19 protein-coding genes and 2 pseudogenes are annotated in these 25,676 nt (G+C 36.3%); 8 read left to right on the top strand and 13 right to left on the bottom strand.

Features of this window, described 5'->3' with window-relative positions; all coding sequences use genetic code 11:
- Positions 1-16 precede the first annotated feature (16 nt).
- Positions 17-823, bottom strand: a complete 807-nt coding sequence (locus SPD48_RS17005; protein ID WP_336259317.1) for a sugar phosphate isomerase/epimerase family protein — start codon at positions 821-823, stop codon at positions 17-19.
- A gap of 630 nt (positions 824-1,453) precedes the next feature.
- On the opposite strand from SPD48_RS17005, the gene SPD48_RS17000 reads away from it, so the two are divergent.
- The gene (locus SPD48_RS17000; RefSeq protein WP_336259333.1) at positions 1,454-2,899 is read left to right on the top strand and encodes an APC family permease; all 1,446 of its coding nucleotides are present in this window, start codon (positions 1,454-1,456) and stop codon (positions 2,897-2,899) included.
- A gap of 50 nt (positions 2,900-2,949) precedes the next feature.
- On the top strand, positions 2,950-5,403 hold the full coding sequence (locus SPD48_RS16995) for a YheC/YheD family protein (RefSeq protein ID WP_336259316.1): 2,454 nt from the start codon (positions 2,950-2,952) through the stop codon (positions 5,401-5,403).
- 438 nt (positions 5,404-5,841) lie between these two features.
- On the opposite strand, the gene SPD48_RS16990 is transcribed toward SPD48_RS16995, so the two are convergent.
- Positions 5,842-6,138: a hypothetical protein gene (locus SPD48_RS16990; RefSeq protein ID WP_336259315.1), complete on the bottom strand. Its 297-nt coding sequence runs from the start codon at positions 6,136-6,138 to the stop codon at positions 5,842-5,844.
- Between the two features lie 234 nt (positions 6,139-6,372).
- Here SPD48_RS16990 and SPD48_RS16985 point away from each other — a divergent pair, with 234 nt between their 5' ends.
- Positions 6,373-7,290 (top strand): endonuclease, encoded by a 918-nt coding sequence (locus SPD48_RS16985; RefSeq protein WP_336259314.1) that lies wholly within the window; start codon positions 6,373-6,375, stop codon positions 7,288-7,290.
- Between the two features lie 66 nt (positions 7,291-7,356).
- Here the strand turns inward: SPD48_RS16985 and SPD48_RS16980 are convergent.
- A pseudogene (locus SPD48_RS16980) lies at positions 7,357-7,470 on the bottom strand (flagellin); the annotation flags it as partial.
- 369 nt (positions 7,471-7,839) lie between these two features.
- A pseudogene (hag, locus tag SPD48_RS16975) lies at positions 7,840-8,583 on the bottom strand (flagellin Hag); the annotation flags it as partial.
- A 371-nt stretch (positions 8,584-8,954) separates the two neighbouring features.
- Here hag and SPD48_RS16970 point away from each other — a divergent pair.
- Positions 8,955-11,951, top strand: coding sequence for a lamin tail domain-containing protein (locus tag SPD48_RS16970; RefSeq protein WP_336259313.1), 2,997 nt, complete (start codon positions 8,955-8,957; stop codon positions 11,949-11,951).
- 338 nt (positions 11,952-12,289) lie between these two features.
- On the opposite strand, the gene SPD48_RS16965 is transcribed toward SPD48_RS16970, so the two are convergent.
- The 8 genes from SPD48_RS16965 to pdxR all read right to left on the bottom strand — a co-directional run bounded on the left by SPD48_RS16965 (position 12,290) and on the right by pdxR (position 20,354).
- Positions 12,290-13,219 (bottom strand): DMT family transporter, encoded by a 930-nt coding sequence (locus SPD48_RS16965; RefSeq protein WP_336259312.1) that lies wholly within the window; start codon positions 13,217-13,219, stop codon positions 12,290-12,292.
- A gap of 170 nt (positions 13,220-13,389) precedes the next feature.
- Complete coding sequence (locus SPD48_RS16960) at positions 13,390-13,833, bottom strand: VOC family protein (protein WP_336259311.1); 444 nt, start codon at positions 13,831-13,833, stop codon at positions 13,390-13,392.
- A gap of 171 nt (positions 13,834-14,004) precedes the next feature.
- Positions 14,005-15,708: a methyl-accepting chemotaxis protein gene (locus SPD48_RS16955; protein WP_336259310.1), complete on the bottom strand. Its 1,704-nt coding sequence runs from the start codon at positions 15,706-15,708 to the stop codon at positions 14,005-14,007.
- Between the two features lie 269 nt (positions 15,709-15,977).
- Positions 15,978-16,199: a DUF2399 domain-containing protein gene (locus SPD48_RS16950; protein WP_336259332.1), complete on the bottom strand. Its 222-nt coding sequence runs from the start codon at positions 16,197-16,199 to the stop codon at positions 15,978-15,980.
- A gap of 207 nt (positions 16,200-16,406) precedes the next feature.
- Positions 16,407-16,886: a YbaK/EbsC family protein gene (locus SPD48_RS16945; protein WP_336259309.1), complete on the bottom strand. Its 480-nt coding sequence runs from the start codon at positions 16,884-16,886 to the stop codon at positions 16,407-16,409.
- A gap of 260 nt (positions 16,887-17,146) precedes the next feature.
- Positions 17,147-17,929, bottom strand: coding sequence for an ABC transporter ATP-binding protein (locus SPD48_RS16940; protein ID WP_336259308.1), 783 nt, complete (start codon positions 17,927-17,929; stop codon positions 17,147-17,149).
- A 446-nt stretch (positions 17,930-18,375) separates the two neighbouring features.
- The gene (locus tag SPD48_RS16935) at positions 18,376-18,903 is read right to left on the bottom strand and encodes a hypothetical protein (RefSeq protein ID WP_336259307.1); all 528 of its coding nucleotides are present in this window, start codon (positions 18,901-18,903) and stop codon (positions 18,376-18,378) included.
- A 38-nt stretch (positions 18,904-18,941) separates the two neighbouring features.
- Entirely contained in the window at positions 18,942-20,354 is a 1,413-nt protein-coding gene (gene pdxR, locus SPD48_RS16930; protein WP_336259306.1) for a MocR-like pyridoxine biosynthesis transcription factor PdxR, read from the bottom strand.
- A gap of 114 nt (positions 20,355-20,468) precedes the next feature.
- Here pdxR and SPD48_RS16925 point away from each other — a divergent pair, with 114 nt between their 5' ends.
- Positions 20,469-21,404 (top strand): proline dehydrogenase family protein, encoded by a 936-nt coding sequence (locus SPD48_RS16925; protein ID WP_442962171.1) that lies wholly within the window; start codon positions 20,469-20,471, stop codon positions 21,402-21,404.
- Between the two features lie 29 nt (positions 21,405-21,433).
- Here SPD48_RS16925 and SPD48_RS16920 read toward each other — a convergent pair whose 3' ends face one another.
- Positions 21,434-23,593, bottom strand: coding sequence for a DNA topoisomerase III (locus tag SPD48_RS16920; RefSeq protein ID WP_336259305.1), 2,160 nt, complete (start codon positions 23,591-23,593; stop codon positions 21,434-21,436).
- Positions 23,594-23,814: 221 nt separating this feature from the next.
- Between SPD48_RS16920 and SPD48_RS16915 the strand changes: the two genes are divergently transcribed.
- From SPD48_RS16915 to SPD48_RS16905, 3 genes are all read left to right on the top strand, one after another.
- Entirely contained in the window at positions 23,815-24,744 is a 930-nt protein-coding gene (locus tag SPD48_RS16915) for a nuclease-related domain-containing protein (RefSeq protein WP_336259304.1), read from the top strand.
- Between the two features lie 25 nt (positions 24,745-24,769).
- A complete protein-coding gene (locus SPD48_RS16910) occupies positions 24,770-25,126 on the top strand; it encodes a hypothetical protein (RefSeq protein ID WP_336259303.1) in 357 nt (118 codons plus the stop codon).
- Positions 25,127-25,276: 150 nt separating this feature from the next.
- Positions 25,277-25,411, top strand: coding sequence for a hypothetical protein (locus tag SPD48_RS16905; RefSeq protein ID WP_336259302.1), 135 nt, complete (start codon positions 25,277-25,279; stop codon positions 25,409-25,411).
- The last annotated feature ends 265 nt before the right edge of the window (positions 25,412-25,676 follow it).

Genomic DNA, 25,676 nt, shown 5'->3' with positions numbered 1-25,676 from the left:
CCCTCCCAACTTTTTCTTAATCTAATATTGTTGAAAGATAGTTGAACGACCGTTTGACAAAATGATTTACTTCTTCCAAATCGTTAGGACCTGATGGTGTAAATTCAATTTCCACACTAATTGGACCTTTATATTTTCCTTCCTCTAGGATGGTGAAAATTTTGTGGAAATCGATATCCCCATCTCCAATAGCTGGAAAGTTCCATTCGTTATATACACCAAGTTTATCCTTCAAATGAATAAATTCTATATAATCAATTGATTGAGCTAAATCGTCGTAGGGTAATGTATTTCCATAAAAAATGACATTACCAGTATCATAATTTATTTTGACACGATCATTTAGTGACTTCGCTAATTTTTTTACTGCCTTACCTGTCGCGTAATTATTTCCATGTGTTTCAATTAACAAAGTTTTATTTAATTTCTCACACTTATCTAAAACGGGGGCTAATTTTTCTGCTAGTAAACTCTCATCTTCAACAATGTCTGTATCGCCATGAGAATCACCAGTAGCCGTAACAATATATGGACAATCGAATGCAACAGCCAAATCAATACTCGCCAATAAATATGCAATTCCTGCTTCTTCCATAACATTACTATGGGCACCAATTCCAACACAGTTCATTCCATAATGATGGAGTAGTGATTTAATTTCACTAATTTGTTCCTTCGTCATATTGGGATGCACATGATTTGTATGGTCTTTTGCTCCAGCTAATTCAATCTGCTTAAACCCCGCTTCGCTTGCCCCTTGCACTGCATTTTCTAAGGTAAATCCATGGTATGTATTCGTATTAATTGCCAGGTTATTTATCATAAAACACCTCCATTATGTAATTGATTACATCATATAGATTATATGATTAAACCAGCGTTTCTATTAAATAGATTAACTAAAATGTAATCGATTACATTTTATATTACAATAGTCAGATTTTTTTGTCAATAAGTTTTCTAGACATTTTACTGCTGGAGAAATTGATGTGAAATAAGAATGTGAGAAAGGGAGTAAATAAGGTGCATTCAGGTGCCAATAACAATTAAAAAATGACACATTCATTTATATCGAGAAAAGTGAGTCTTTCCCACACAGTAACGATTCTGCAGATAAAAGCATAATAGTAGGATAACCAATCTAATAGTAAGCTCTTAGTCCAAAATGCTGAGGGTTTTTGTTTTTAGTGGGTGATACTAGCTTTGGCTCCATGAACAAGACTCTTCATTATATCTGCAAGGTCAATAGATTTTCAAGACATTATTGATGTCACTTATAAACTTTAGATTGCCCCTACTTATCGTACTTTTAATATCACCTAAACGTCGGTTCATTTTAATTCTAAACCTCTCCAAATCAGTGCATTAAAAATGTATTGATATTTATCCTTTTTCAACCGATATATTATATAGATAGTAGGGATTTAATTTTACAAATCAGATTAAAGGAGCAATTATGAAAAGAAAAACATTACATAAATCATTAAAACCTCATTGGGTATGGGCTATTGCATTAGGTTCAGCTATTGGTTGGGGAGCATTTGTACAACCTATTAACTGGATGCAAACGGCGGGACCATTAGGTGTTATTTTAGGTTTTGGTATCGGTGCTTTACTAATGATGTTAATCGCTGTTAGTTACGGATTTCTAATTAAAAGTTTTCCTGTTTCGGGCGGAGAATTTGCTTATGCCTTTATAAGTTTAGGAAGAACACATGCATTTATTAGCGGCTGGTTCTTAACATTAGGATATATTTGTATCGTTGCTCTCAATGCATCAGCACTTTCTCTAATGATCAAATATGTGTTCCCAATGATTGTAGAAAATTTCTATCTTTATACAATTGCAGGTTGGAATGTTTACGGTATTGAAATTTTGATAGCAACATTAGGATTGTTAATATTTGGATACTTGAATGTTAAAGGGACAGGATTATCGGGTCGTATACAATTTATTTTTGCCATTATTATGGTAATAAGTGTTGTTGTATTAACTTTAACGGTTGGAATGCATCCAGGTGCAGGACTTTCAAATGTCCAACCATTATTTCCTGCGAACACAACTTCATTCGCTGCCGTAATTTCTATTGTAGCCATTGCTCCTTGGGCTTATGTAGGATTTGATGCTGTACCTCAAGCTGCTGAAGAATTCGACTTTCCAGCTCGTAAAGCTTTTATGTTAATTATTTTGGCATTAATTTTTGCAGCAGGGATTTATAGTTTTATGATACTAGCAACTTCTATGGCAAGTCCATGGGAAGTTGTTGCAGCTAAAAACCATCTATGGGGGACAGGTTATGTTATCCAAGAACTTTTAGGTCCCATTGGTCTAATTATTTTAGTTGTTGCTCTATCGATGGGAATTTTCACCGGACTAAATGGGTTTATCATGACAGCGAGCCGTTTATTATTTGCTATGTCACGGGCTAAAATTCTTCCGAGTATGTTTGGTGAATTACATCCCAAATATAATACACCTCATTACGCAATTATTTTTACAATCGCTATTTCGGCAGTAGCACCTTGGTTTGGACGAGAAGCTCTCGTTTGGGTAGTTGATATGTCATCCATCGGTGTTTCTATTGCTTATTTATATACTTGTATAACCGCATTTTATTTATTTAAGTGGTCAACGAATGAAATTACTGACCCGTCAAAACAAGAAGTAGCGCCTTGGAAAAAGCTTATATCCTTAGTAGGAATAATAGCAAGTATAACCTTTATTGGACTACTCCTAATTCCTGGTTCTCCAGCATTTCTAGGAATTGAATCTAGGATTGCATTAATTGTTTGGGTTACTTTAGGTGGAGCCTTCTATTTATATAAACGGAAAGAGTATAATAGTATTACAGAATTGGAATTAAATTACTTGATTTTGGGAGATTCAAAGGATAGATAAACTAAAATAATTTATTTACAATTATTATTTTCAATTGGAGTGATATAACGGTGATAGACAAAAAACAACTATTTCAAGTTCAAAATATATTAGAAACACTCATAGAAGCAACAGATCACTTCTCGTCATTAATAAAAGAGAAGAAATTAAATCAAAGCATTTATATTTTTAGTTCTATTGTAGAGGGTTCTCAAGCAGTTATAAATATATTAAACACTCAAGACGAAAGATTTCACAGTCAAACTAAAAAATTGATTAAGTATCTTGGCTATATATCAAAAGAAATAGAACAAGCTCAATTATTAAAAGTATCTGAAATTATACAGTTTTCCTTACGTCCATTATTAGTAAAATTAAATGAAAGTTTTATTGAACATTCTGGAAATCAAAAAACTAACAAACCTATTTCAATTGGTATATTCCACGATCGGTTTAATCCTAAAGAACTTTATACTAAGGAGCGATTACAAGCAACACTAAATGAGGGGGAAAAACAAAACACTAAACTGTATTTCTTCACCTCAACTGACATAAACTTCGAAAAAAAACAAATTAATGCCGATATATTTCAAAATGGTGAATGGGAACGTGTTACTTCCTCTTTTCCAGATGTTATTAATAATATTGGAGGTGGAAAACGCGCACAAGCGGCAAGAAAATTGCAAAGAGTTGTTCCCTTTACTAGCTTTCACGTAGGTAACAAATTTAGCTTACCGAAGCGTATGCTACAACAAAGGAAATTTGCTGAACTACTTGTTCCTTTTACAGTCTGCATTTCTGAAGATAAAGTATATGAATTTATTCAAAAGAATAATGACGTCGTTTTTAAGGCATTAGGAAGTAATCGAGGTGAAAATATTTACTTCGTCACTAAAAAAGGCAGTCGTTTCGTTATGTTAGATCAAACCAAAGAACGTATTTTAAGTGAAGAGGAATTTCAGCATTTTGTTGAATATACTATTTTAGCTGAAGTTGGAAGCTACATTATCCAACGGTATATTCATACTCGAACGATAGCAGATGAACCATATCATTTTAGATCACATGTCCAAAAAGATCAAAACGGTGAATGGCAAATCACACATATTTACCCACGTATCGGAAGTAAAAAAAGTAATCTTAGTAATATTGCTACTGAAGGGCGTGTCGAAGATTTCCCAACATTTTTACGAAATGAATTTGGTGTGAAACAAGGGGCTATTTATGAAAATAAGATTCTTAAACTTTCCATAGATGTTACGAAACATCTAGATAAATTATACGGACTAGGCTTGAATGAATTAGGGCTAGACTTTGCAATTGACGATACCGGTAAAATTTGGATGCACGAAGCGAATAATGGCCCACAAACTGCTTATCATGAAGGAAAGCGAGCGATAAACTTTATTTCCTACGCAAAATATATCGCTAGAAACGGCATTATGCATATAGGTCAAGATAGTATAGATGCTGCAGCAAAAGGACAATTTCAAGCAAGAAATACTAACTTACCTCCTTTTGATTATGGAGCACAGACATGTATAGGAATGCTCATCGGTAAACAGACAAGCGATAATTTATCAATCTCTTTAGCAACATCAGCAATAAAAAATAATGTACCTTTCTATTCTTTCACTCCAAGTGATATTGATTATGATTTTAGTCTTATTCGTGGTTCATTTTATGAAAACGGTGAATGGGTACAAAGAGTTACCGAATACCCTTCTGTTATTATCGATAGGCTTAAAATCCGCAGTACAACAGAAACGAGGATTATTTACGAGGAACTAGAAGATGTGCCTTTTACAAATGAATGGGTAAACGATGCTACATCACGTTCCGCAGTGTATGAATTAATTAAAGAGAATGACCAAGTTGCTAGATCATTAGCTGATTATCAAATAGTGTATCGCCCACTTCACGTCTTTCAATTCATCGAACAATACGGACAGGTGCAATTGAAACAACAAGATATGGCGTATGGTAATCCTGTTTATATAATACGTGAGATAGAAGACGGACGGTATGAAGTTTTTCGAGGATCATCCATAAAAAAATACAGCAAAAATGATTTGCGGAATTATATTAATCATTTAATAGAAGAAAAAAGTTATATTGTTCAACAACATACAGGACTGTCAGAAATTCAGTCTATGGTGATTAAAAATAAAAATAATGAATGGGAAACTATCAGTAATTATGTAAATTTACAAACTATCAAAGCCGCGGATAACACAATTAAACTATCCGAACAAACACTTGAATCTTTTGTGAAGGAAAACGAACTTACGGAAGATATCAAGGAACAAATTGAAGAACGGACTATTAATGTTCTTTTAGATTTGGAACAAAAAATAAATCAAAAGATAAGTGAAGTTGCAATGACATATGTAATAGGTGAAGATAAATCGTTACTTTTAACGGATGTTAATCCAAATGGACCTCGAAAGATATATGATAATGAAGCTTATGCAGAAGCGATGGTCAAATATGCGATTAAGCTAGGGACAGATAACGAAAATTAAAGGTTATTACTGGAAAAATTGGCACCTCCCAACCGAGTAGGGAGGTGCCAATTCTGTTTCTATTGATTCATGAAAATGCCCATAAATCATTTGGGTCAGTCAATCAAAATAGCAATCATTAAATAAGTTTTTAGGGGAATTGCTGCTGATTGTTCATTGTTTTGTTGTCTTGTTTTTCAAATCTTCATGTATACTGTTTCAAATTTCGTTGCGGTACAATACACTTTATGATATTCCAGCAATTAACCCAGTTGTGAATGCTTGATAATTAATTGAAGAAATTCTTTGTTGACCAACCAATGATCTACTGAGTAACTATTATATAATTCAAAATATCATCTATTGATAACCCTTTTTTATATTTAAAAGGTTCTAAGTCAAATGTTGGAGTGAGAACTTTATGCTCACTCCAATTATGCCACTCGAACATTTATATTTTTATATTGATGATGTAATAAGACCATTGTGTAAATCAAATACAAAGCCGTTCATAATTTCTTTTTGCCAATTGATAAAGGTTTGAGTAGCTTTTTCAACCTCTTTTTTATGCCAGAGTTGTTTCTCTGACAAATCCTCATTCTCATTATTAGTTAACGGATTTAATCTTATTTGAAATTTAACTTTCAATAATTTATAATCTGCATTGTCCTGATTTAACTCTTCTGTTAAACAACGAATCGTATTACCAAGCACTTCTTTCTTTTGTAATATTCTCCAAATACGTAGCTTTATCATGATTCATCTTTTGAAAAATCGCTCCTAATAATACACCAACAAAGCCGATAATAGCAATAATTATTGATTATCCAATCTTTATTTTCCTTTCCTTTTTAATCCTTAATCAAAAGTCACTTATTTACAATGAAAATATTTCAAGAGAGATTTTAAAGTAAAGAAAAAATTATTTGAGTAATAAGGTTTAATATACTATAATAAGAATATACGTTCCCTTAAAAGGAGAGAGTTATTATGCCTTACACTGCATGGGAGAACACCTCTTCATCTTTTAAATCCAAAATTATAGGGAAATTACTTGGTGATGATTGTATTACAAAACAACAGGGGAGGAAACCAAGATTCCAATTTATTCACACTGCCAAGGATTATTCATGGAGTAACTACTGTTACCAAAAATTAAAGGCAGATATTCCATTAAATCCTCCATTTTTTAGGAAGACTTATGACAAAAGACTAGTCAAAGGATATAGCCTTGCATATCAGGTTCAATCAAAAACTTGTGATACAATCACATACCTCCGTAAGCAATGGTATCCTTCGAAAAGAAAAGTCATTCCCTTCTCGTTACTATACGAGTACTTTAATGAAGAGTCACTTGCTTGGTGGTATATGGATGACGGACATTTAAAAATCAAGAACAGCACTCCAAAAAAGATTATTATTTCTACGGAAAGCTTTACTATCAGTGAAATCGATAAGCTAATTTTATTTTTAAAGAAAAAATATCATTTAAAATTTACTATTGATAAACAATTACGAATCATCTTATATGACCAAATTCAAATCTTTTATTTCCTTCACCTTATAACTCCTTATCTTCATCAAAGTATGTATAGAAAATCTGTACTTAGTTGTAAAAATAAAGAATACATACCCGAAAGAAGAACTACAATTTATTTACCTAACACAATACACATAATGAAACCAACTATAGAAATAAATTTGGCGTTATCATTACTACCAAAAGTTATAAAAAAATTAAAAAATGAAACGTTCTTTAAAAAATATAACAACTTAATACACGATAACTTAAATGAGCCTAAAAGCTATCAGATCGTTATTAACGATGAAAACATGTGCAACCTAACATTTCTTAAGCAAAATACTGGTCTATCATTTAGTCAATTGACTTGCCTATGCTTCCAGTAAATTTGTTAATATTGAAAAAGACTCTAGCACTAAAAATTACTAGAGTCTTTTTCGCTTTATCCTCTATTAACGAAGTAACTGTAGTACTCCTTGAGGCGTTTGATTTGCTTGAGCTAACATTGCTTGTGCCGCTTGAGTTAAGATGTTGTTCTTAGTGAACTCCATCATCTCTTTCGCCATCGTGCGAACATTTACTTTCATAAATGACTAGACTATATCTTCACCCTCTATAATTCTAGTAGGGGTCGGGCACTTCGGATTCCAAGGATGTTGCGGCTCCTTGTTCACCTATGGATTTCATCATCATAGCTTATTACCTTAGATGGTATATCCTAGTCGTTGAACCTTCGCCAGGCTTTCGCCACAGGCGCTTGGCTGCTGATTGCCCAATCTTGTCTTTTTTCAAACCTTCACGTTTGTCGTTTCCGACTGCGTTGTAGTAAGACAAGCTCTAAGGGTTTTCCAGCAATTCACCCGATCATACTCACTAACCGTTACCAGTTAGGACGACTATACCTCATACTGCGATTTTTACGCAGCTTCGGTATGATCAACGTCACGAATACGTGATTCTGCAGCTGTTAGGTTCTCAGAAGATGCACCTAAGTTGTTGATTGTATGTTCTAAACGGTTTTGTACTGCCCCTAAATTAGAACGTTCTTTAGAAACAGCTTTAGTTGCTGCATCAACTTTATCTAAAAGCCCCTCTAATGCTGTATCAAATGCTGCTTTGTCTTCTGCCTCACCTAATGCTGTAACGTCAAACCCTTCCAAATCCAATCCTTCTACTGACATATCACCAATATTTACCTTAAGTGATTGGTTTGCGTTTGCACCGATTTGGAAAATAAGGTCTGATGTACCTTCTTCAAAATCTCCATTAAGCAAGTTCTTGCCGTTAAATGCAGTACGCTCTGATATACCATCAAGTTCGTCAAGAAGGTTTTGAATTTCCTCTTGAATTGCACTTAAATCATCTTCTTCTTGCGTTCCAACGTTACCTGCTTGTACTGTTAATTCACGCATACGTTGTAAAATCGCATGAGTTTCAGTTAAAGCACCTTCAGCAGTTTGGATTAAAGAAATACCATCTTGAGAGTTTTTGATCGCCATGTCAAGACCACGGATTTGTCCACGCATTTTCTCAGAAATTGCAAGACCTGCTGCGTCGTCTCCTGCACGGTTAATCTTTAGTCCAGAAGAAAGTTTCTCCAATGACTGTGATACTGCATTGTTGTTAGCACCTAATTGGCGATGTGTGTTAAGTGCTGAAATATTGTGATTGATAATCATGTTCAATCTACCTCCATGTATGTTATTTGGGGTCACATCCTTGTGTCCCTATATACAATATCGGAAGGTAATTAAAAAAGTTTAACCTTTTTTATATTTTATTTTTCACCGCTATAAATTGTTAGATAAAATGAACGTTTCAAACTGTATATCCTCATTAATAAACAGTACTTTCTATCTATTGTACCAGCCTCTAAGTTGTTATACTATTATAATAAATCAAATAGTTTACATGCCATTTGGGTGGAGAAAATGAGTTTCCCATGAAAAAGATGTGTTGCATTTTTTGTGACACTTCCGTTTTCATGGGATTTTGTTGTTTTACAGCATTTTTTCATCGGACTATGGCCAACATACAAAGGAGTGAATTCATGTTAAAAAGGGTTAACAGATTTTTTATCTATGCATTAGCAATTTCTGCAGCATTTTTAATCGCACTTTTCGCATCACCAGTTACAAAGTCATATGCAGAAAGTGAACCACCTTTGTTGATCACGGAAGTCGTTGCTAAATCAGCCGAGACAGGCCAGCCGTTTGAATATGTGGAGATTTATAACGATACATCAGAGGTAATTAATTTGGATGGCTATCAGTTGCAATACTTTTCAAGTGATTTTACAAACCCGGTGAACAGGTGGACAATCTCTAATCAAATGATTCAGCCGCGGGATACACTTGTTCTTTGGTTAAAAAAGTTTAATTATCCAGACGTTCCATTATGGGATTTTAACAGTAATTATGACGTTATTCTGACACCGGACCAAGTATATGGCGTGCAATTGACAACACCCGGTCAAGGATTGCATGACAGTTCCCCCAGACAGGTCGGGATTGCAAACGCGAAAGCTGAAACGATTGTTACCGCAAAATTTAATGACGGGGAAGCAGATGGAATTACTAATCGAAGTGTTATCTATCAAAAGAGTGACACAAGCGAAATGACTAGACTAAGAAATAACGAGGTTGCGACTCCGGGTAAAGTTATTTCTGGACAATTACCTGGACCCGAATCACCAGCCGATCTCCAAGCAGAGCCTGCAAATCAAGCAATTAACTTAAATTGGAATGCGTCGGAGGCGGCTGTAAGCTATAAAATCTACTATTCTCAGAATGCAGAGCCGATTATCGTTTCTGAAAACAGTTACACAATTGAAGGGTTAAACAACAACGAACACTACTCTTTCCGGGTCACTGCACTTGATGAAGATGGTAACGAATCAGCTGCCAGCCAGCCGACAAGCACAGTACCGCAGGAAGTAGTTGATACGGAAGCACCAGCTGCCCCAACTGGTCTAAATGCAACTCCAGGCATTGACCATGTAGAGCTTAAATGGGACAGTAATAATGAAGCTGATCTTGCCGGATACAAGGTGTACGTAAACGGTACATTTTTTACAACAACGGATGAAGCAAGTGTTATCGCACTACCACTTGATCTTGATAGGGAGTACACGTTTGAGGTAACCGCTATTGATCAAGTAGGAAATGAGTCTGTCAAATCAGAGATTGTTAGTGGGCCTGTAGAGAACACGCCAGTTCCTAACATCCTTATTACAGAAGTTGTCCCTGATACCGATAATTTCGCTAGCTATGATGCTTTTGAATATCTGGAAATTTACAATAATGGTAGCGAGGCAATTAACTTAAAAGGGTATGCCATCCGTTCGGGCAGCTGGAATGAGACTATTCAAGATGATCTTATTATTGAGCCATGGGATACACAGCTGTTTTGGACGCGTAGGCAGGAAATTGCCCCGATTACATTAGAAGCATTTAATTTCAATTATTTTGGGTCCTATTTCAGTAAGCATTTGAACGAAGAAAAGGTATATATTTTAGATAATATTGGTGGCTTTGTGAATAGCGGAAATCAGACGATCATTATCTCAGATCCCAAAGGGGTGGACGTTGTCAGAGCAAACTACACGGGAGATCATGTATCACTTAAAAAGTCTATCATCTTTGGCTATCCATCAGATGGTACACTAACAATGGAAACACTAGAAGGTCACCAACCACCGACACCAGGATGGGTTCTTACAGATCAAATACCACCAAGGCCAGTTCTAGATGAACAAGCTCCACAGACACCGTCGAATGTACAAGCAGTTCCTGGCAACGGTCAAATTGATTTAACATGGGAACAAAATCCAGAAACAGATGTTTTTCGCTATCACATCTATAAAAATGGTGAATTAGAATTTTCTGTCACTCCTGAACAAACCGAATTTACACTATCAACTTTAACTGGTAACATGGAGTACACTATAGAGATGGCAGCTGAAGACTTATCCGGAAACATTTCTGAAAGGTCAGCAGCAGTAAAAGTAACGCCAGCCCATCAGATCATCACACAGGAAGAAAGATTTTTTTCAGAAAAAGATCCAGCTTATCAAGGTCTATGGGATATTAGTATCGATGGTCCAGTTATTCCTGGTTTAGCTCAGGATCTGATTCCTCAGGGGATTACGTATTATAAAAAGAAAGACTGGATATTTACAGTAAACTATTTGGAAAATGGACGACCAGGCACGCTAACAGTAGTAGACGCAACTACTGAAAAACTAGTCAAATCTGTTTTATTATATAACCAAGACGGCACACCATATACGGGTCATGCAGGCGGATTAACGATTAGTAAGGATCATGTTTGGATTGCATCGGAAAATTATCTATATCCATTCCGAATCGATGATCTCGTAAATGCGCCAGACAACGGTGAAATTCAGTTTGTTCATCATATACCTGTTCCATTGGATGCAGCATACACTGTTTATAATGAAGGAATTCTCTGGGTTGGGGAGTTTTACGAAGCAAAAGACTATCCAACTGATCCATCGCATCATATGGAAACACGAACTGGTGACATGCACCATGCTTGGATGATTGGCTTTGATCTCAGGCCAAATACAGATATGCTGACAACAGAACAATGGAATGGAAGTTCTGACCATCTTGCTGTTCCTGATTATGTACTGTCAACGACGGACAAGGTCCAAGGGGCTATTGTTCAAAAGAAAGGTGTAACGTTGAGCACATCTTATGGTAGAGGAAATGATAGCGTATTATACCGCTATGAGCATCCATTAAAAGATGAACCGCATGATTATGTAACTGTTGGGGAAAAATCAGTTCCACTATGGTTCCTTGATGGATTCCAATCCAAGCCAAGGGAAAGTATTGAGGCGATCCCGATGCCAGAAGGGATAGTAGACGTCCATCCGAAACATCTCTATGTCACGTTTGAATCAGGAGCCAATAAATACCGATATACAACTACATATCCAATGGATCGTATGCTCATGATTGACCTAAAACGTCTCATGAAGGATGATAAAGATATAATCAAAGAAGATAGGAAAAATTAGATAGTAATTGTCTCTCATTGACCGAAGTCGTAGAACCCGAGATTCAGCTTCTCTCAAGGAGATTAGTACGATATCGGATGAAGATGATATTAAAATAACCTAAGATACTGTAGTGGCTATCGGCTTTTACAACTAGTTGATAGCCATTTTTATATCTTTAAAACCACGATCAGTGAAGTCTACCTTGATTACTGATACACAACAACAATCCCAACCACTAACACATCAAAAAATCGCTTAAAAATCAGCGACAACGTCCTGTTTTAGAAACATTACCTCTTTTCCTTAAATTCTTTTTTAATAATGCCAAAAAATGGCCAACGGTGTTTGAGGTTGGATCAAATTGATTCTTTCAATCTTTCACCTTTATTTTCTTTCTTCCTTTTTTGCGCTACAACAATCCCACAAATAATTAACCCTGACCCAACCACAATCCCTACCGACATTTCTTCTCCTAAAAACAACGCACTAAATATCAATCCAAATATCGGAACAAGCAATGTTGCAATTGTCGCTGTTGCCATATCAATCATGCTCAGAATTAAATACCAGACCGTAAAACAGAGTGCCGAAGCAAGTATCCCGGCAAATAAAATAGAAGAAATGCTTGTGATATTTAAATGTACAGGCTCTCCCCATTCCATAACTATTGCCGCAATAAAGATTCCAATTGTACCGAACGTCATTTGATATGCCGAGGCTTGTATTTTATGTAATGCTTGGAGATGAAGACGGTAATAAATATTAGATATTGCCCACACAATAGCCGCCATAACGATTAATAACTCTCCAATAATTGTTTGCAGATTTTGCTTCGTCCAAATATCCCATCCCAAAACAGTTAGTAATCCTACCATTCCAATGAATAAGCCGAGTATTTGTTTAATTGTTAGCCTTTCTCTCAAGAATTTGATCGCTAATAGACTGCTCCACATAGGCATGGAATATAAAAGAACAGACGACTTCCCTGCATCAACAAATCCCAGACCATACATGACTAGTATAAATACTGCAGAAGTTTGTAAGAGCCCCACTATAATCAGAGGTTTCCAATATTTCTTAGGAGGTACACCCACCTTTAAAATCCATACGATAACAAGTAAGGTTAGTGATCCGATTCCGAATCTAAACGCATTAAAAGTGAAAGGTCCCATATAAGCAAGGACTTCTTTCATAACCACCCATCCATAGCCCGATAGAACGGTTATGATAATAATGAGTGAACCTAACATCCATTTATTGTTAGGAAGGATAAATTTTTTGTTCATCTTGCGTGACCCCCCTCTTAAAAACTGCAATATCTTCATCATATCAATTTTTGCGAATAAAAAGAAACCCGTTTTTTTGAGGGACGGGTTTTATTTTCCAAAGGAAAGCTAAAATGCTCAGCATATACTTGAACATTCTCTCATTCAATAAGGCATATTATTTACAAATGTTATTGGTCTTCAATAATTAACATGTCAGATTCATCAAATTCCCAATCTTCTCCATAGGCAACTTCCCAATAATAGCCATCAAGATCAGTGAAATATCCTCCATACCCACCCCAATCCGTTTTCTTAGGCTCTTTTTGGATTGTAGCGCCAGCTAACTCCGCTTTTCTTATAATCTCGTCAACTTCTTCCATTGATTTTGCATTATAGGCTAACGTAATCCCTGAAAATCCATTTGATATCTCAGGTGGATTGTCTTCATTCACATCTTTTGCGAGTTCTTCCAATGGATACAAAGCAATCCTTGTCCCCTTATTTTTAAAAAATATAATAATAGGATTTGATTCTGTTCCCCTAATTGATGTATCAAATCCAAGTTCCTTAAAAAAGTTATGTGATTTTACAATATCCCTCGTTCCAAGTGTAATCAGATTTAACCTATTCATCTTCTTCCTCCTTTGGATAAATATTTATATTATTATTCGATAAAATTATCGTAAAAACCTTTTCACTATTGGATACTCCATTAAAAAAATAATAGCTGTTTTTAAGTCAACAGCTATTAATGATTTCATTCCTATATTTATTTAAGTTTACCTAACAGTTCCTCTAATCCATTACACTCTAAATCTTCCCACTAACCCATTTAATATCTCAGCTAGCTCTGCCAACTGGAACGAGCTTCCGGCGATTTCATCCATCGAACCACTTACTTGTTGTGTGGAAGCTGCTGTTTCTTCCACTCCTGCGGCTGACTCTTCAGAAACTGCGGCAATATCTTCAACAGAACCGTTCATTTCCTGGCTTCCTGTAGAAATATTGGATAAACTTTCAGAAACATTATTAATATTTACAGCCATATTTGTAACGGCAGAACTAATTTCCTGAAATGTTTGGCTAGTCATAACGATTTGCTCGGTTCCTTGTTCGACCTCTTTATAGCCTTCATCTAGTGATTTTACAACATCGCTTGATTCCTCTTGGATGTTTGTCGCAATATTAGTTATATCATTTACAGAGGATGCAGTTTGTTCTGCAAGTTTACGTACTTCGTCTGCTACTACGGCAAATCCTTTTCCTTGTTCACCGGCTCTTGCCGCTTCAATTGCAGCGTTTAATGCTAACAGATTTGTCTGTTCTGCAACATCACGGATGACTTGAACAAGTGTGGAAATTTCTTGTGACTGTTTATCGAGTATTTCCATTTTCTCAGTTGTCTCTTTAACAATATGATTAATTATTTCCATCTGTTTTGTCGAAGAATCCATTAAATTACTGCCTTTTGCAGTCATTTCCAATATCTGCTTGGAATTTTCTTCAATCTGTTTGCCATTATCATTCGCTTTTTCCACTTGTTGATTAAATGTGCCCATAACGCTCGCTAAATCTGTTGCGCTATTTGCTTGTGTCTCCGCTCCTGTGGCTAACTCTTCCATCGTTTTCGCGATTTGCTCTGTACCTTCTCTAACTTCACTTGCTGATTGTGTTAATTCTTCACTCTGACCAGAAACAGATTCAGACACTTGACTGATTTCATTAATTAACTCTCGGTTATTTTCAGTCATTTTGTTCGTTGCTACAATGAGTTGAGCAATTTCATCTCTCGATTTGGTAACTAAAGGTTTTTCGCTCATATTTCCTTTCGCAAGTTCATTCATCCGGTTCATAACAAGCTTGATCGGATTTGAAATAGATTGGGCTGTTTTAAGAGCAACCGCTACCCCAATGATTAATACTAAAAGAGATACAACAATAAAAATTATCGCGTTTACCTCTCCAATATTTATAATGGCATGTCCATCACTCACAATTTTTTCTTCTCTAATTTCTACAATAGAATTTATGTCTCCTTGTATCTCTTGTGCATGTTGCTTTAATTGTGTGAGCATCGTTAATGCCTTTTCCGTATCGCCTTTTTCAAATAAAGTTACCGCTTGCTCGACTCCTTCTATCCATTCCGTTCTTTTTTCGCCAATGGCTTTTATTCTCTCTTTATCCTCTTCCAAATAAACGCGACCTATAATCTCATTTTCTATATCACCCATACGTTCCATCGATTGGTCAAATTCTTGCTTAAAGGAAGAATCGTTATACAAAAAATATCCGCGTATTTGAGAAGTTGCTTCAAACATTTTCGCTGTTAATTGTTCATCTAAAATTAAAAGATCTATTTGTCTCTCAATAATATCCTCAGTCTTTTCGTTCATCTGAAAAGATGAAATTAAATTATAAATACTGAGTCCCGCAACTAAAAGGATAATTAAACTAAATCCTACTAATATTTTTGTTCGAATCGATTTAAAATTAAATGCCTTTTTCATAATGACCGTCTCCTTGTGAATTGTACGATTATGTATTTAATATTATTTCTACAGCTTACATTAAGCTCGGAGATATTTTAGTGAAGTTTTTTGTGAAAAGATTCACATTTACCGATAAATTAAGCTATCCTAATGTTGAAAACACTCACCTCTCTCCTCATGAAACTAATACTAAATACCTATTACATATCGGTCGATCATGACTATATTTTAATAGAAACATATAGTATTTTATGAATTATTTATTATCATTGTAAAGACTTTCTTCGTTAAGCCATGCCAAGTGCTTCTGAATCAAAATCTACTACATAAAAAAGAATGTTTCCTTCCGCAACTAAAAAATCTATTAACAGTAGTGTAGCCAATGTGAATGGATCATTAGTACAGATCATAAGAGCGTTTGGTATATGATTGAGCAAACTTGCACACACTCCCGAATTTTCTACTACCCAATAACTGTGTTTCCTACTAAGGGATTTGCCTTTACTAATGGGACAAGTTCTCTTAAACGATTTGCACTGTCCGCTCGTTTACAGCAGCTTTCCAAACGGGATGATCCTGTCAGTAGTTTTAGCACCTAGATTAACGCAAATAACAAAGTTCAACAAATCATCTTAATAAATGGTATCAAACTCCGGTAACTCATAATTCTTCCTTGAAAGTACGAAAAAAAGCCGGCCATCTCTAGCCCGACTTATCTATTTTACCGAGACAACTTGTCCCTCTGTCATTTTTACTAATTCGTCTGGGGTTAGCTCAAATACAGTTTTTGGATGACCGGCAGCTGCCCAGATTGTTTTAAATTCAAAAAGATCTTCATCGATTAATGTCTCGATTTTTTCTGTGTGACCAAGAGGAGGTACACCGCCGATCACATAACCTGTATGCTCGCGGACAAATTCCGCATCCGCTTTTCCAAGTGTGTCATCAATATACGTTTCTATCTTTTTTTCATCGATTCGATTTCTGCCACTCGCAACGATTAGTAATGGACGCTTCGTGTTCTCCAACCGAAAAATAATTGATTTTGCAATATGTGAGACTTCACAGCCAATTGCGTCTGCCGCTTCCTTTGCCGTTCTAGCGTTGTTTGGCAATTCAACTATTTTATTGTTAAGCCCTTTCGCTCTTAAGATCTCTTCAAATCGCTGCACACTTTCTTTTCCTCCAACCGACATAATGTTTCACTCCATTCTCATTTTCCAACCATTATAACATTTACCACTCAAAACCCGAATAAGTTTTCATAAGCGATGGTCAGAGCGTCTTACGGATACCACCTCTTGCAGATCCTCTTCTTTATTAAGTGAACTCTAATTTAATCGAACAAGTTCAAATTGAATCATAGCTACAAATTTGTTCGAAAAGCGCTATCTAGGAGTTCCGGAGAGAAAAACGATTCTTAAGAACCCCTCCGAACGCCTCCCCATCCAGACGCTTATACTAACGCCATCCATGCGCGGTCTTTGCGCCAGTCGACTTGAATTTTTCTACCATATAATTTAGACATGTTTTCGCTCGTTAATACGTTTTCGCGTTCTCCTTTTGCAAACACAGTCCCGTCTTTTAGTAATAATGTATGGGAAAACACCGGTAGTACTTCTTCAATATGATGCGTGACGAAAATAATGGTCGGAGCGTCTTGTTTCACAGTAAGCTGCTCAACAGCGCGGAGTAATTCTTCGCGTGAAATAAAGTCCAGGCCGCTCGTTGGCTCGTCTAAAATCAGTAGCTTTGGATTAGCGATTAAACCGCGTGCAATCAATATTTTTTGTTTTTCACCATGCGAGCATTTTGCGTATGGCTGTCCATATGTATGTTCAACATTTAATTGTTTCATAATTTCACGTGCACGGGCAAAGTCTGCTTCGGTTGGATCTGCAAATGTCAGTCCGACTGCGGCAAATTTCCCGCTGACAACAAGTTCTTCTGTTTTATGATGGCTATTTATTCGTTCACTAAGAGACGAGCTCACCCACCCGATCGAGTAACGTAATTTGGTAATGTCTGTTTGACCAAATTTATTTCCAAGAACCGAGACTTCCCCTGTCGTTGGCCAGATATAGCCATTTACCATATTAAGAAGCGTTGTTTTACCAGCACCATTCAAGCCTAAAACTGTCCAATGCTCTTGTTTTTTTACTTCCCAGTTAATATCGTGTAAAATTTCATTTCCTTGTCTTCTCCATGACACATTGTGCATATCAATAACTTTTTCCAATCGAATCACCTCTTAGTCTAGTTTAAAGTTTTTGGATCTTTCTGTCCATTTGTGTTTAATCGAAGACCTTTGCATTTAATTAGAAATATTTTGAAAGATATTTTTCTATGATTCACTGAATACCATCGAAGGTGATGAATGCAATTGATCAAATCGCATAAATAACCGAATAGAAAGCAAAAGCAACCGAGGATATAAGTACAAAAATAAATACACTAAATGATCAGCTAGATAACACAAAATAGTTAACTATTTCAACTGGGAAATCTGTTTATTCAGCAGGAAAAAAGAGATAAACGGAATACCCTAACTGATGTCAAAACACCCACAACTGAACAATAAGAGCGGATCAAACAAACGGATGAAAGAGCACCACATGGTTAGAGTATAATAAAGGCAAGATAAATTTTGTAGGATAAAAGCTGTCCAAAATAAGGAGAGCTTTCTTATTCCAACTCTGGATTCGTTTCAATAATATATTCTTTAATTTCTTTATTCCACCATCGATAATCATCATCGCTTACCAATTTACGCACATAATCTGCAATATCATTAAACTCAGGATGATCTGGATTCAGGCCCCCAACTGTTTTTGATTCGTCTGTTAAATTGACTGTAATGTACAGAAAGCTTCCGTCAACAGAATCATCGTCGGATACATCCTCTTTAAACTTCCAAAACCCATTTTTCTTAATGAGTCGCTTTACGTTATCCACTTCATTTTCTTCTAACTGCATTTCAACTATAGGGGCATCCTCACCTATTACAATTTTTTCTGTAGTCTCCGTGTGTAACACTAGTTTACCATTATCATAAAGTGAAATATTTGTAGGATAAAAATTCCGAGCGATATCTGGTCCAGCTATGGATGAAGAGACGACAATAAATGGTTCATCCGTAGCAAAATCCAGATTTTTGCTACAACCACCCATAAAAGCAAAAAGTAACATGAATATGATCATTCCTTTTTTCAAAATCTCCATCCCCCTAACGAAATATAAATTATCCGACTTCAGATTCTCCCCACGTCACTCAAGTTTCCATCCAACGCATCCTTTAAACGCTTCACTCCTTCAATAATCGTTTCACTATGTAAGTGACCATATCCAATAATCAAGCGATTGCAATGTTTTCCTTTTATAATTGAATGATCTTCAACTAGATACATTTTCACATGATGCTCTTCCAACCGCTTCAAAATTTGCTCTGAAAAAGTGATATCCTTCCATTCTACAACGAGATGTAGGCCTGTTGTATATCCTAAAAATGTTATCTCTTCAGAAAAGTACTTATTTAGTTCTTCCATGAGAACATCTCTTCTTCTTTTATATAGCTTTTTCATTTTCAATATATGCCGTTCTAAATAGCCACCCTCGATAAAACGGGCAAGTACTAATTGGTCGATAGATGGAGTATGTAAATCTGAAAACCATTTAAGTTCACGACCATGATCAATTAAATCATAAGGTAAAATGACATACCCAATCCGTAGTGCTGGGGATAAAATTTTACTAAACGATCCGATATATATAACCCGTTCTTCCTCTAATCCTTGGAGGGAGCTAATCGGCAAACCTTCGAATCGAAATTCACTATCGTAATCATCTTCCACAATATAGCTGTTTTTTTGCCGCACATATTCTATTAATTCGATACGTCTTTGAATCGGTAACGTACTCCCAAGCGGAAATTGGTGCGAAGGTGTGATAAATACAAATTCTGGCCGCAGATGTTTTGGTAATAATGCCGTGTTGATTCCTTTTTCATCTACATGAATCGGATATAAAGAAGCACCAGTAGTTTGAAAAATTGTTTGAATATCTGTTGTAATTGGATCCTCAATTACTACATGGTCGTCCGGGGATAAAAGCAACTTCGCTATAAGCGTCAAAGCTTGCGTTGCACCAGAAGTAATGATTATTTGCTCTGGACGGCAACTAACTCCCCTCGTTTTAAATAAATAGCTGGATAAAACCTCTCGTAACTCTAAACGCCCTTCTGGTTGGTCATAGCCAAAGGTAAGAGCTTCTGCATCGTTCCACGTTTCTTGAGATAACTTTGCCCAATCTTTACGTGGAAATAATGTCAAATCGGGAATCCCTGATCGGAAATCGATGACATCTGTATCTTGTTTAGATTGTTTTGTAAGATTTATTTCTTGCTTTTGTCGCCTTTCAAGAAATGTCCCTTCTGCTATGAAAGTTCCAGCCCCCTTGCTTGTAATTAAGAATCCCTCAGCAATTAATTGTTCATACGCATCCAAAATTGTATTTCTTGAAACTCCTAAATGATTGGCAAGTCCGCGGGTGGAAGGCAATTTTTCACCTACCTGCAGGGCTCCACATAAAATTTGATCACGAACATATTGATAAATTTGCTTCATTAAGGAAACATTACTATCTCGATCAATCGGAATCCAAAGCAAAGCAACTTCCTCCTCTTAAAAGTGGTACTGTCAAACTTAGCCATAAGTGGCTCTAATCGTAACCATTTTATCATGTTAAAGTAAAAATAAATAATCGAAAAGGGGATAAACAAGTTGAAAACATCAGAATTACATGCTCAAGAAGCGATGAAAAAGATAGCACGGAATAAAGAAATAAAAGCGTATATCCAAGAAAACAAGCAGATATATTCCATGCTGCGAAAAGGAGCGCACAGGTATATTACTGGAGAAAAAAGATTTGAAGGAATTAAAATTGCGCAAAAGTTATTTACGGAAGGGTACCGAGTTTCACTAGAATATATTGGAGAAAATTCGCTAACGATCAAAGATAGTGTAAAAGCAAAAGAAGAATTTCTTCATATTATCAACGATTTTAGCACACATACCATCAAACAAACTGTGTCACTTGATCTATCGCATATTGGGTTAACAATCAATCCTAAAATTGCCGAAGAAAATATTATTGAAATTGCTGAAAAAGCGAGCATGCATAATATAACAATCATGATCAGTATGGAAGAGTCTGATAAAACCGAAGACATTTTATCGATTTATAAAAATGTGTCCAAAATGTTTTCAAATGTAGGTATTACAATACAAGCCCATTTATATCGATCACGTGAAGACATTAAGGAGCTCCTTACATATCCAGGAAAGATCAGAGTCGTAAAAGGTGCTTACAAAGAACCGACTGATATCGCTATCCCTAGATCGAATGCGTTAAATGAGAATTATCTTTATATTGTTGAACAACTCATCAGGGCCAATCATCCTGTATCCATCGCTACCTACGATGAAGCAATTCTTGATGAATTCGAACGTCGGAATTATTTTCAACTTCCGAATGTGGAAATAGAAATGCTTTATGGCATTCAGCCACATTTACTAAAAAAACTACAAAATAAAGGATATCCGTGTAAAGTCTATCTCACCTACGGAAATGATTGGTTCTTATACGTTTGTCATCGCCTCGCCGAACATCCAAAAAATATATATCAATTTATTTCAGATATCGTGGACAATAAATAAGGAAGGGCTGATTATTAGCCCCTCCTTCCTCACTTCTTCAACTTTGCCAACGCTTCAGCGAGCGCGTTGTTCTTAAAATCATCCTGTTTCTTCATATATTTATTAATATCTTTTTTCGACACTCGGGTGTTTTGTGATTTTTTCCGGCGCTCCTGGAATGTAGCCAGTTTTTCACGATGTCCGCACATACAGGTGAAGGTTTGCCCATCACCTTCTCCGTAAAGCTTTAGTCGCTTCTTACAATTCGGACAACGCGCATTCGTATTTTTATAAACATTTTTCTTATAATTACACGAACGATCTTGACAGCGCAGCATTTTTCCATTTCTGTTTTCAATTTCAAGCATGAGACTGTCACAGCGTGGACATTTCGTTCCAGTTAAATTATCATGTTTAAATGTCGCGTCGGCTTGTTTTATTTCCCGGACAATTTTTTCTGTGTACTGTTTAATCTCTGCGATAAATTGCTGTTTATTTAATTTCCCTTTTTCAATTTGCGTCAATTTCTGTTCCCATTCTGCTGTTAAGGCTGGCGATCGCAACTCTTCCGGTGCAAGATCGAGCAACTGTTTTCCCGTCTGCGTTAAATATAAATATTTTCCCCGCAGCTCCATCGATTGTCCATTGATCAGCTTATCAATAATGTCTGCCCTCGTTGCAACAGTTCCAATACCACCCGCCTGATGAAGAGTTTTTGCCAAATGTTTTTCATCTGCACTCATATATTTTGCCGGATTTTCCATTGCTTTTAAAAGCGCTCCTTCAGTGAAACGTTCCGGAGGTTTTGTTTCGCCTTCCGTGATACCTACAGAAACATTTTGGATATGAGCGCCTTCTTTGTACTGGGCTAGAGATTCACCACGGTCTGCGCTCTCGCCTGATTCATATACTTCTTTCCAGCCAAGTTTTTGCACAGTAGTTCCACGTGCTACAAAACGTTCACCCTCAAGCTCTGCGGTAACCCGTACTTCTTCGTATTCATGTGGATCAGATAAAATAGCTAAAAACCGCTTCACCACAAGGTCATAAATTTTTCGTTCATTGCTTCCTAGTTCAGTAAGGTCTACCGTTTCCTCCGTTGGAATAATCGCATGGTGATCACTTACTTGTGCATCATTTACAACTGATTTCGGTAGTTTGAAGTTTTTCCGAGCAAGTTTTCGTGCCACATTAGCATACTGATCCACTCCACACGCTTCAAGACGATCTTTTAATGTCGGAACGATGTCTGTTGTGATCACCCGTGAGTCTGTTCGCGGATATGTGAGCACTTTATGTCTTTCGTATAAATTTTGCATGGCGTTAAGTGTCTGTTTCCCTGAAAAGTTAAAGATTCGGTTCGCATCACGCTGCAATTCTGTTAAATCATATAATTGAGGTGCAAATTGTTTTTTATGATTTTTCTCCACTGAAATAATAGTCGCTTGTTTTTTGTTCACATCCGAGCGAAGTTTTTCCGCTTTTTCTTTGTTAAAAATCCGTGTGTTCCCCTTCGCATCTTGCCAAGTAAAAGGTGTTCCTTTTTGTGTTTTCATTTCTAAGCCGTAAAAAGTCTGAGGACGAAATTCACGGATTTCTTTTTCGCGGGTGGCAAGGATACCAAGTGTCGGTGTCTGCACACGGCCGCTTGAAAGCTGCGCATTGTGTTTGGTCGTAAGCGCCCTTGTCGCGTTGAGACCAACATACCAATCCGCCTCCGAGCGTGCTACAGCTGAAGCGTATAAGTTTTCATACTTTTTCCCGGGCTGTAAGTTTTTAAATCCATCTCGAATGGCTTTGTCTGTTACAGATGAAATCCATAATCGTTTTATAGGCTTGTTGACGCGTGCTTTATCAATGATCCAACGAGCAACAAGCTCTCCTTCTCGTCCAGCATCTGTAGCGATAACAATATCTTTCACATCATTCCGTTTTAGCTGGTGTTTGACCGTATTAAATTGCTTTCCTGTTTTTTGAATAACAATCGTTTTTAAATGTTTTGGCACCATCGGTAAATCCTCAAGTCGCCATGTTTTATATTTATTATCGTACATATCTGGAGTCGCAAGTGTCACTAAATGTCCGAGCGCCCATGTAACAATATATTTTGTTCCTTCTAAATAGCCGTTCCCACCTTTATTAGCTCCAAGTACCCGTGCGATATCTCGTGCTACTGATGGCTTTTCAGCTAATACAACCGTTTTACTCACGTAAAAAACCCTCTCTATGTTTTCTATAATTAGTTTAACACAAATAAGCGAGGAGGATGTTTTCTTAAATCATTCCTATTCTAAAAACGTACAATAATGAAGAAATGGATGAACTAAATAGGAGTGCATGAAAGATCATCTGTTAAACATTATTCATCCATATTTGAGTTTTCGCATTTTTTTATATATAGTGAGTTTAATAGTAGAAAAGGATGATGCCCATGCTAATAACGAAACATCAAAAACCTCTTACACCTCACGAGTTACAACTCCTCACCTATTTAGATTCCAGAATGTTACTATCCTCCAGCGACAGAGCAAATCTCAGAAATTTAGAAAAAGGATATGAGGGAGAGCGCTTGTTTTTTGAATTACTAAAAGAAAAAATCCATGGAGAATACATTAGCCTCTATGATCTCCTATTAGAAAGTAATCAATCTGAATTCCAAATCGACCATCTGCTAGTACTGGACAATAAAATAATCTTGAATGAAATCAAAAATTTTGAAGGTGACTTTTACGTTAAAGAAAATCAGTGGTATGTCGTCCCATCCAAAAAAGAGATTCGAAATCCTCTACAACAACTACAACGAAGTGAACTTTTACTACGTAACCTGCTCCATCAAATCGGCGCACCCTTCCAAATCGAAGCCTACCTTATCTTCGTGAATCCTGAATTTACACTCTATCAAGCACCTTACACCAAATCAATTGTCTTTCCCACGCAGCTAAACCGCTATATGCAGGAGTTAAATTCAAGAACAACAAGACTAAATTCCGCCCACATGAATGTTGCTAAAGAGCTGGTTTCTCGTCACTTACCTGAGTTCACGAGAAACCGACAACTTGAATATCACTATGAGCAGTTACAAAAAGGTGTCATGTGTGGCTTTTGTCGGAAGCTTTTAGTATCATCTAGTAAATTGAAAATTATTTGTTCTAAATGTGGTGAAAAAGAAACTATTGAGTCAGCAATTAAACGCAGTGTGAAAGAATTCAGCTTTCTTTTTCCTGAGCGACTAATAACTATTACAGAATTGCACGATTGGGTTAACGGGATCACATCTAAAAAAGTGATACGCTCCATTTTAACAAATAACCTCACTTTAATTCGTAAAGGGCGCTCGTCCTATTATATCTATGATTCTTAATTTTCTTAGGAAAAATTAATTAAGAGTGTTTAGGTGGTATAACACTATTCGTTACTCTATTTCGCAAATTCGCTGGGTTAGGGAACGAATAACACGTATTCGTTACCTTATTTCGACAATTCGCTGGGTTAGGGAACGAATAGCACGTATTCGTTACCTTATTTCCGTAATTCGCTGGGTTGGGGAACGATTAGAACATATTCGTTACTCTATTTCGCAAATTCGCTGGGTTGGGGAACGATTAGAACATATTCGTTACTCTATTTCGCAAATTCGCTGGGTTGGGGAACGAATAGCACGTATTCGTTACCCTATTTCGCAAATTCGCTGGGTTGGGGAACGAATAGCACGTATTCGTTACCCTATTTCGCAAATTCTCTAGTTTAGGGAACGATTAAAGGTGTTTATCATTCTCATTCATACGCTTAATAAGAATTTGAGTTCTATTTGAAGATATGATCATTTAAAAGCGTATTTCCCTTCACTCAATATTTATGTATAATTAAATTAACAAGTTGAAGGAGTTAATACGATGGTAAAAGTTAAAATGAATATTCAAACGATGTACCGTGGGGAGTTGCTCCGTGCCGGAAAAATTTATACGGTCAGTGAAGAAACTGCTGAGCGTTGGATCATCAGCCAGCTCGCGGAAAAAGTAGAAGAATAGAATGCTGCGTGAGATGAAGTTATTTACGAACCTTTTGATTCGATAAAAAATATACGATCTTCACAAAAAACAGAGGAAGAAAAATGGGTGCGCTCGAAAGTCCACTACATTTTTTGTAAAGCGTTCACTATTAGAATAGGCAGTTGAGCTTAGATGAAGTTATTTACGAACCTTTTGATTCGATAAAACATATACGATCTTCACAAAAAACAGAGGAAGAAAAATGGGGTCCGCTCGCAATACGACTACATGTTTTGTAAAACGT

The sequence above is a fragment of the Pseudogracilibacillus sp. SE30717A genome (assembly GCF_037071985.1).
GTDB lineage: Bacteria > Bacillota > Bacilli > Bacillales > Amphibacillaceae > Pseudogracilibacillus.
Note: the sequence above shows the minus strand (reverse complement) of the source record. Positions and strands in the feature narration are given on the sequence as shown.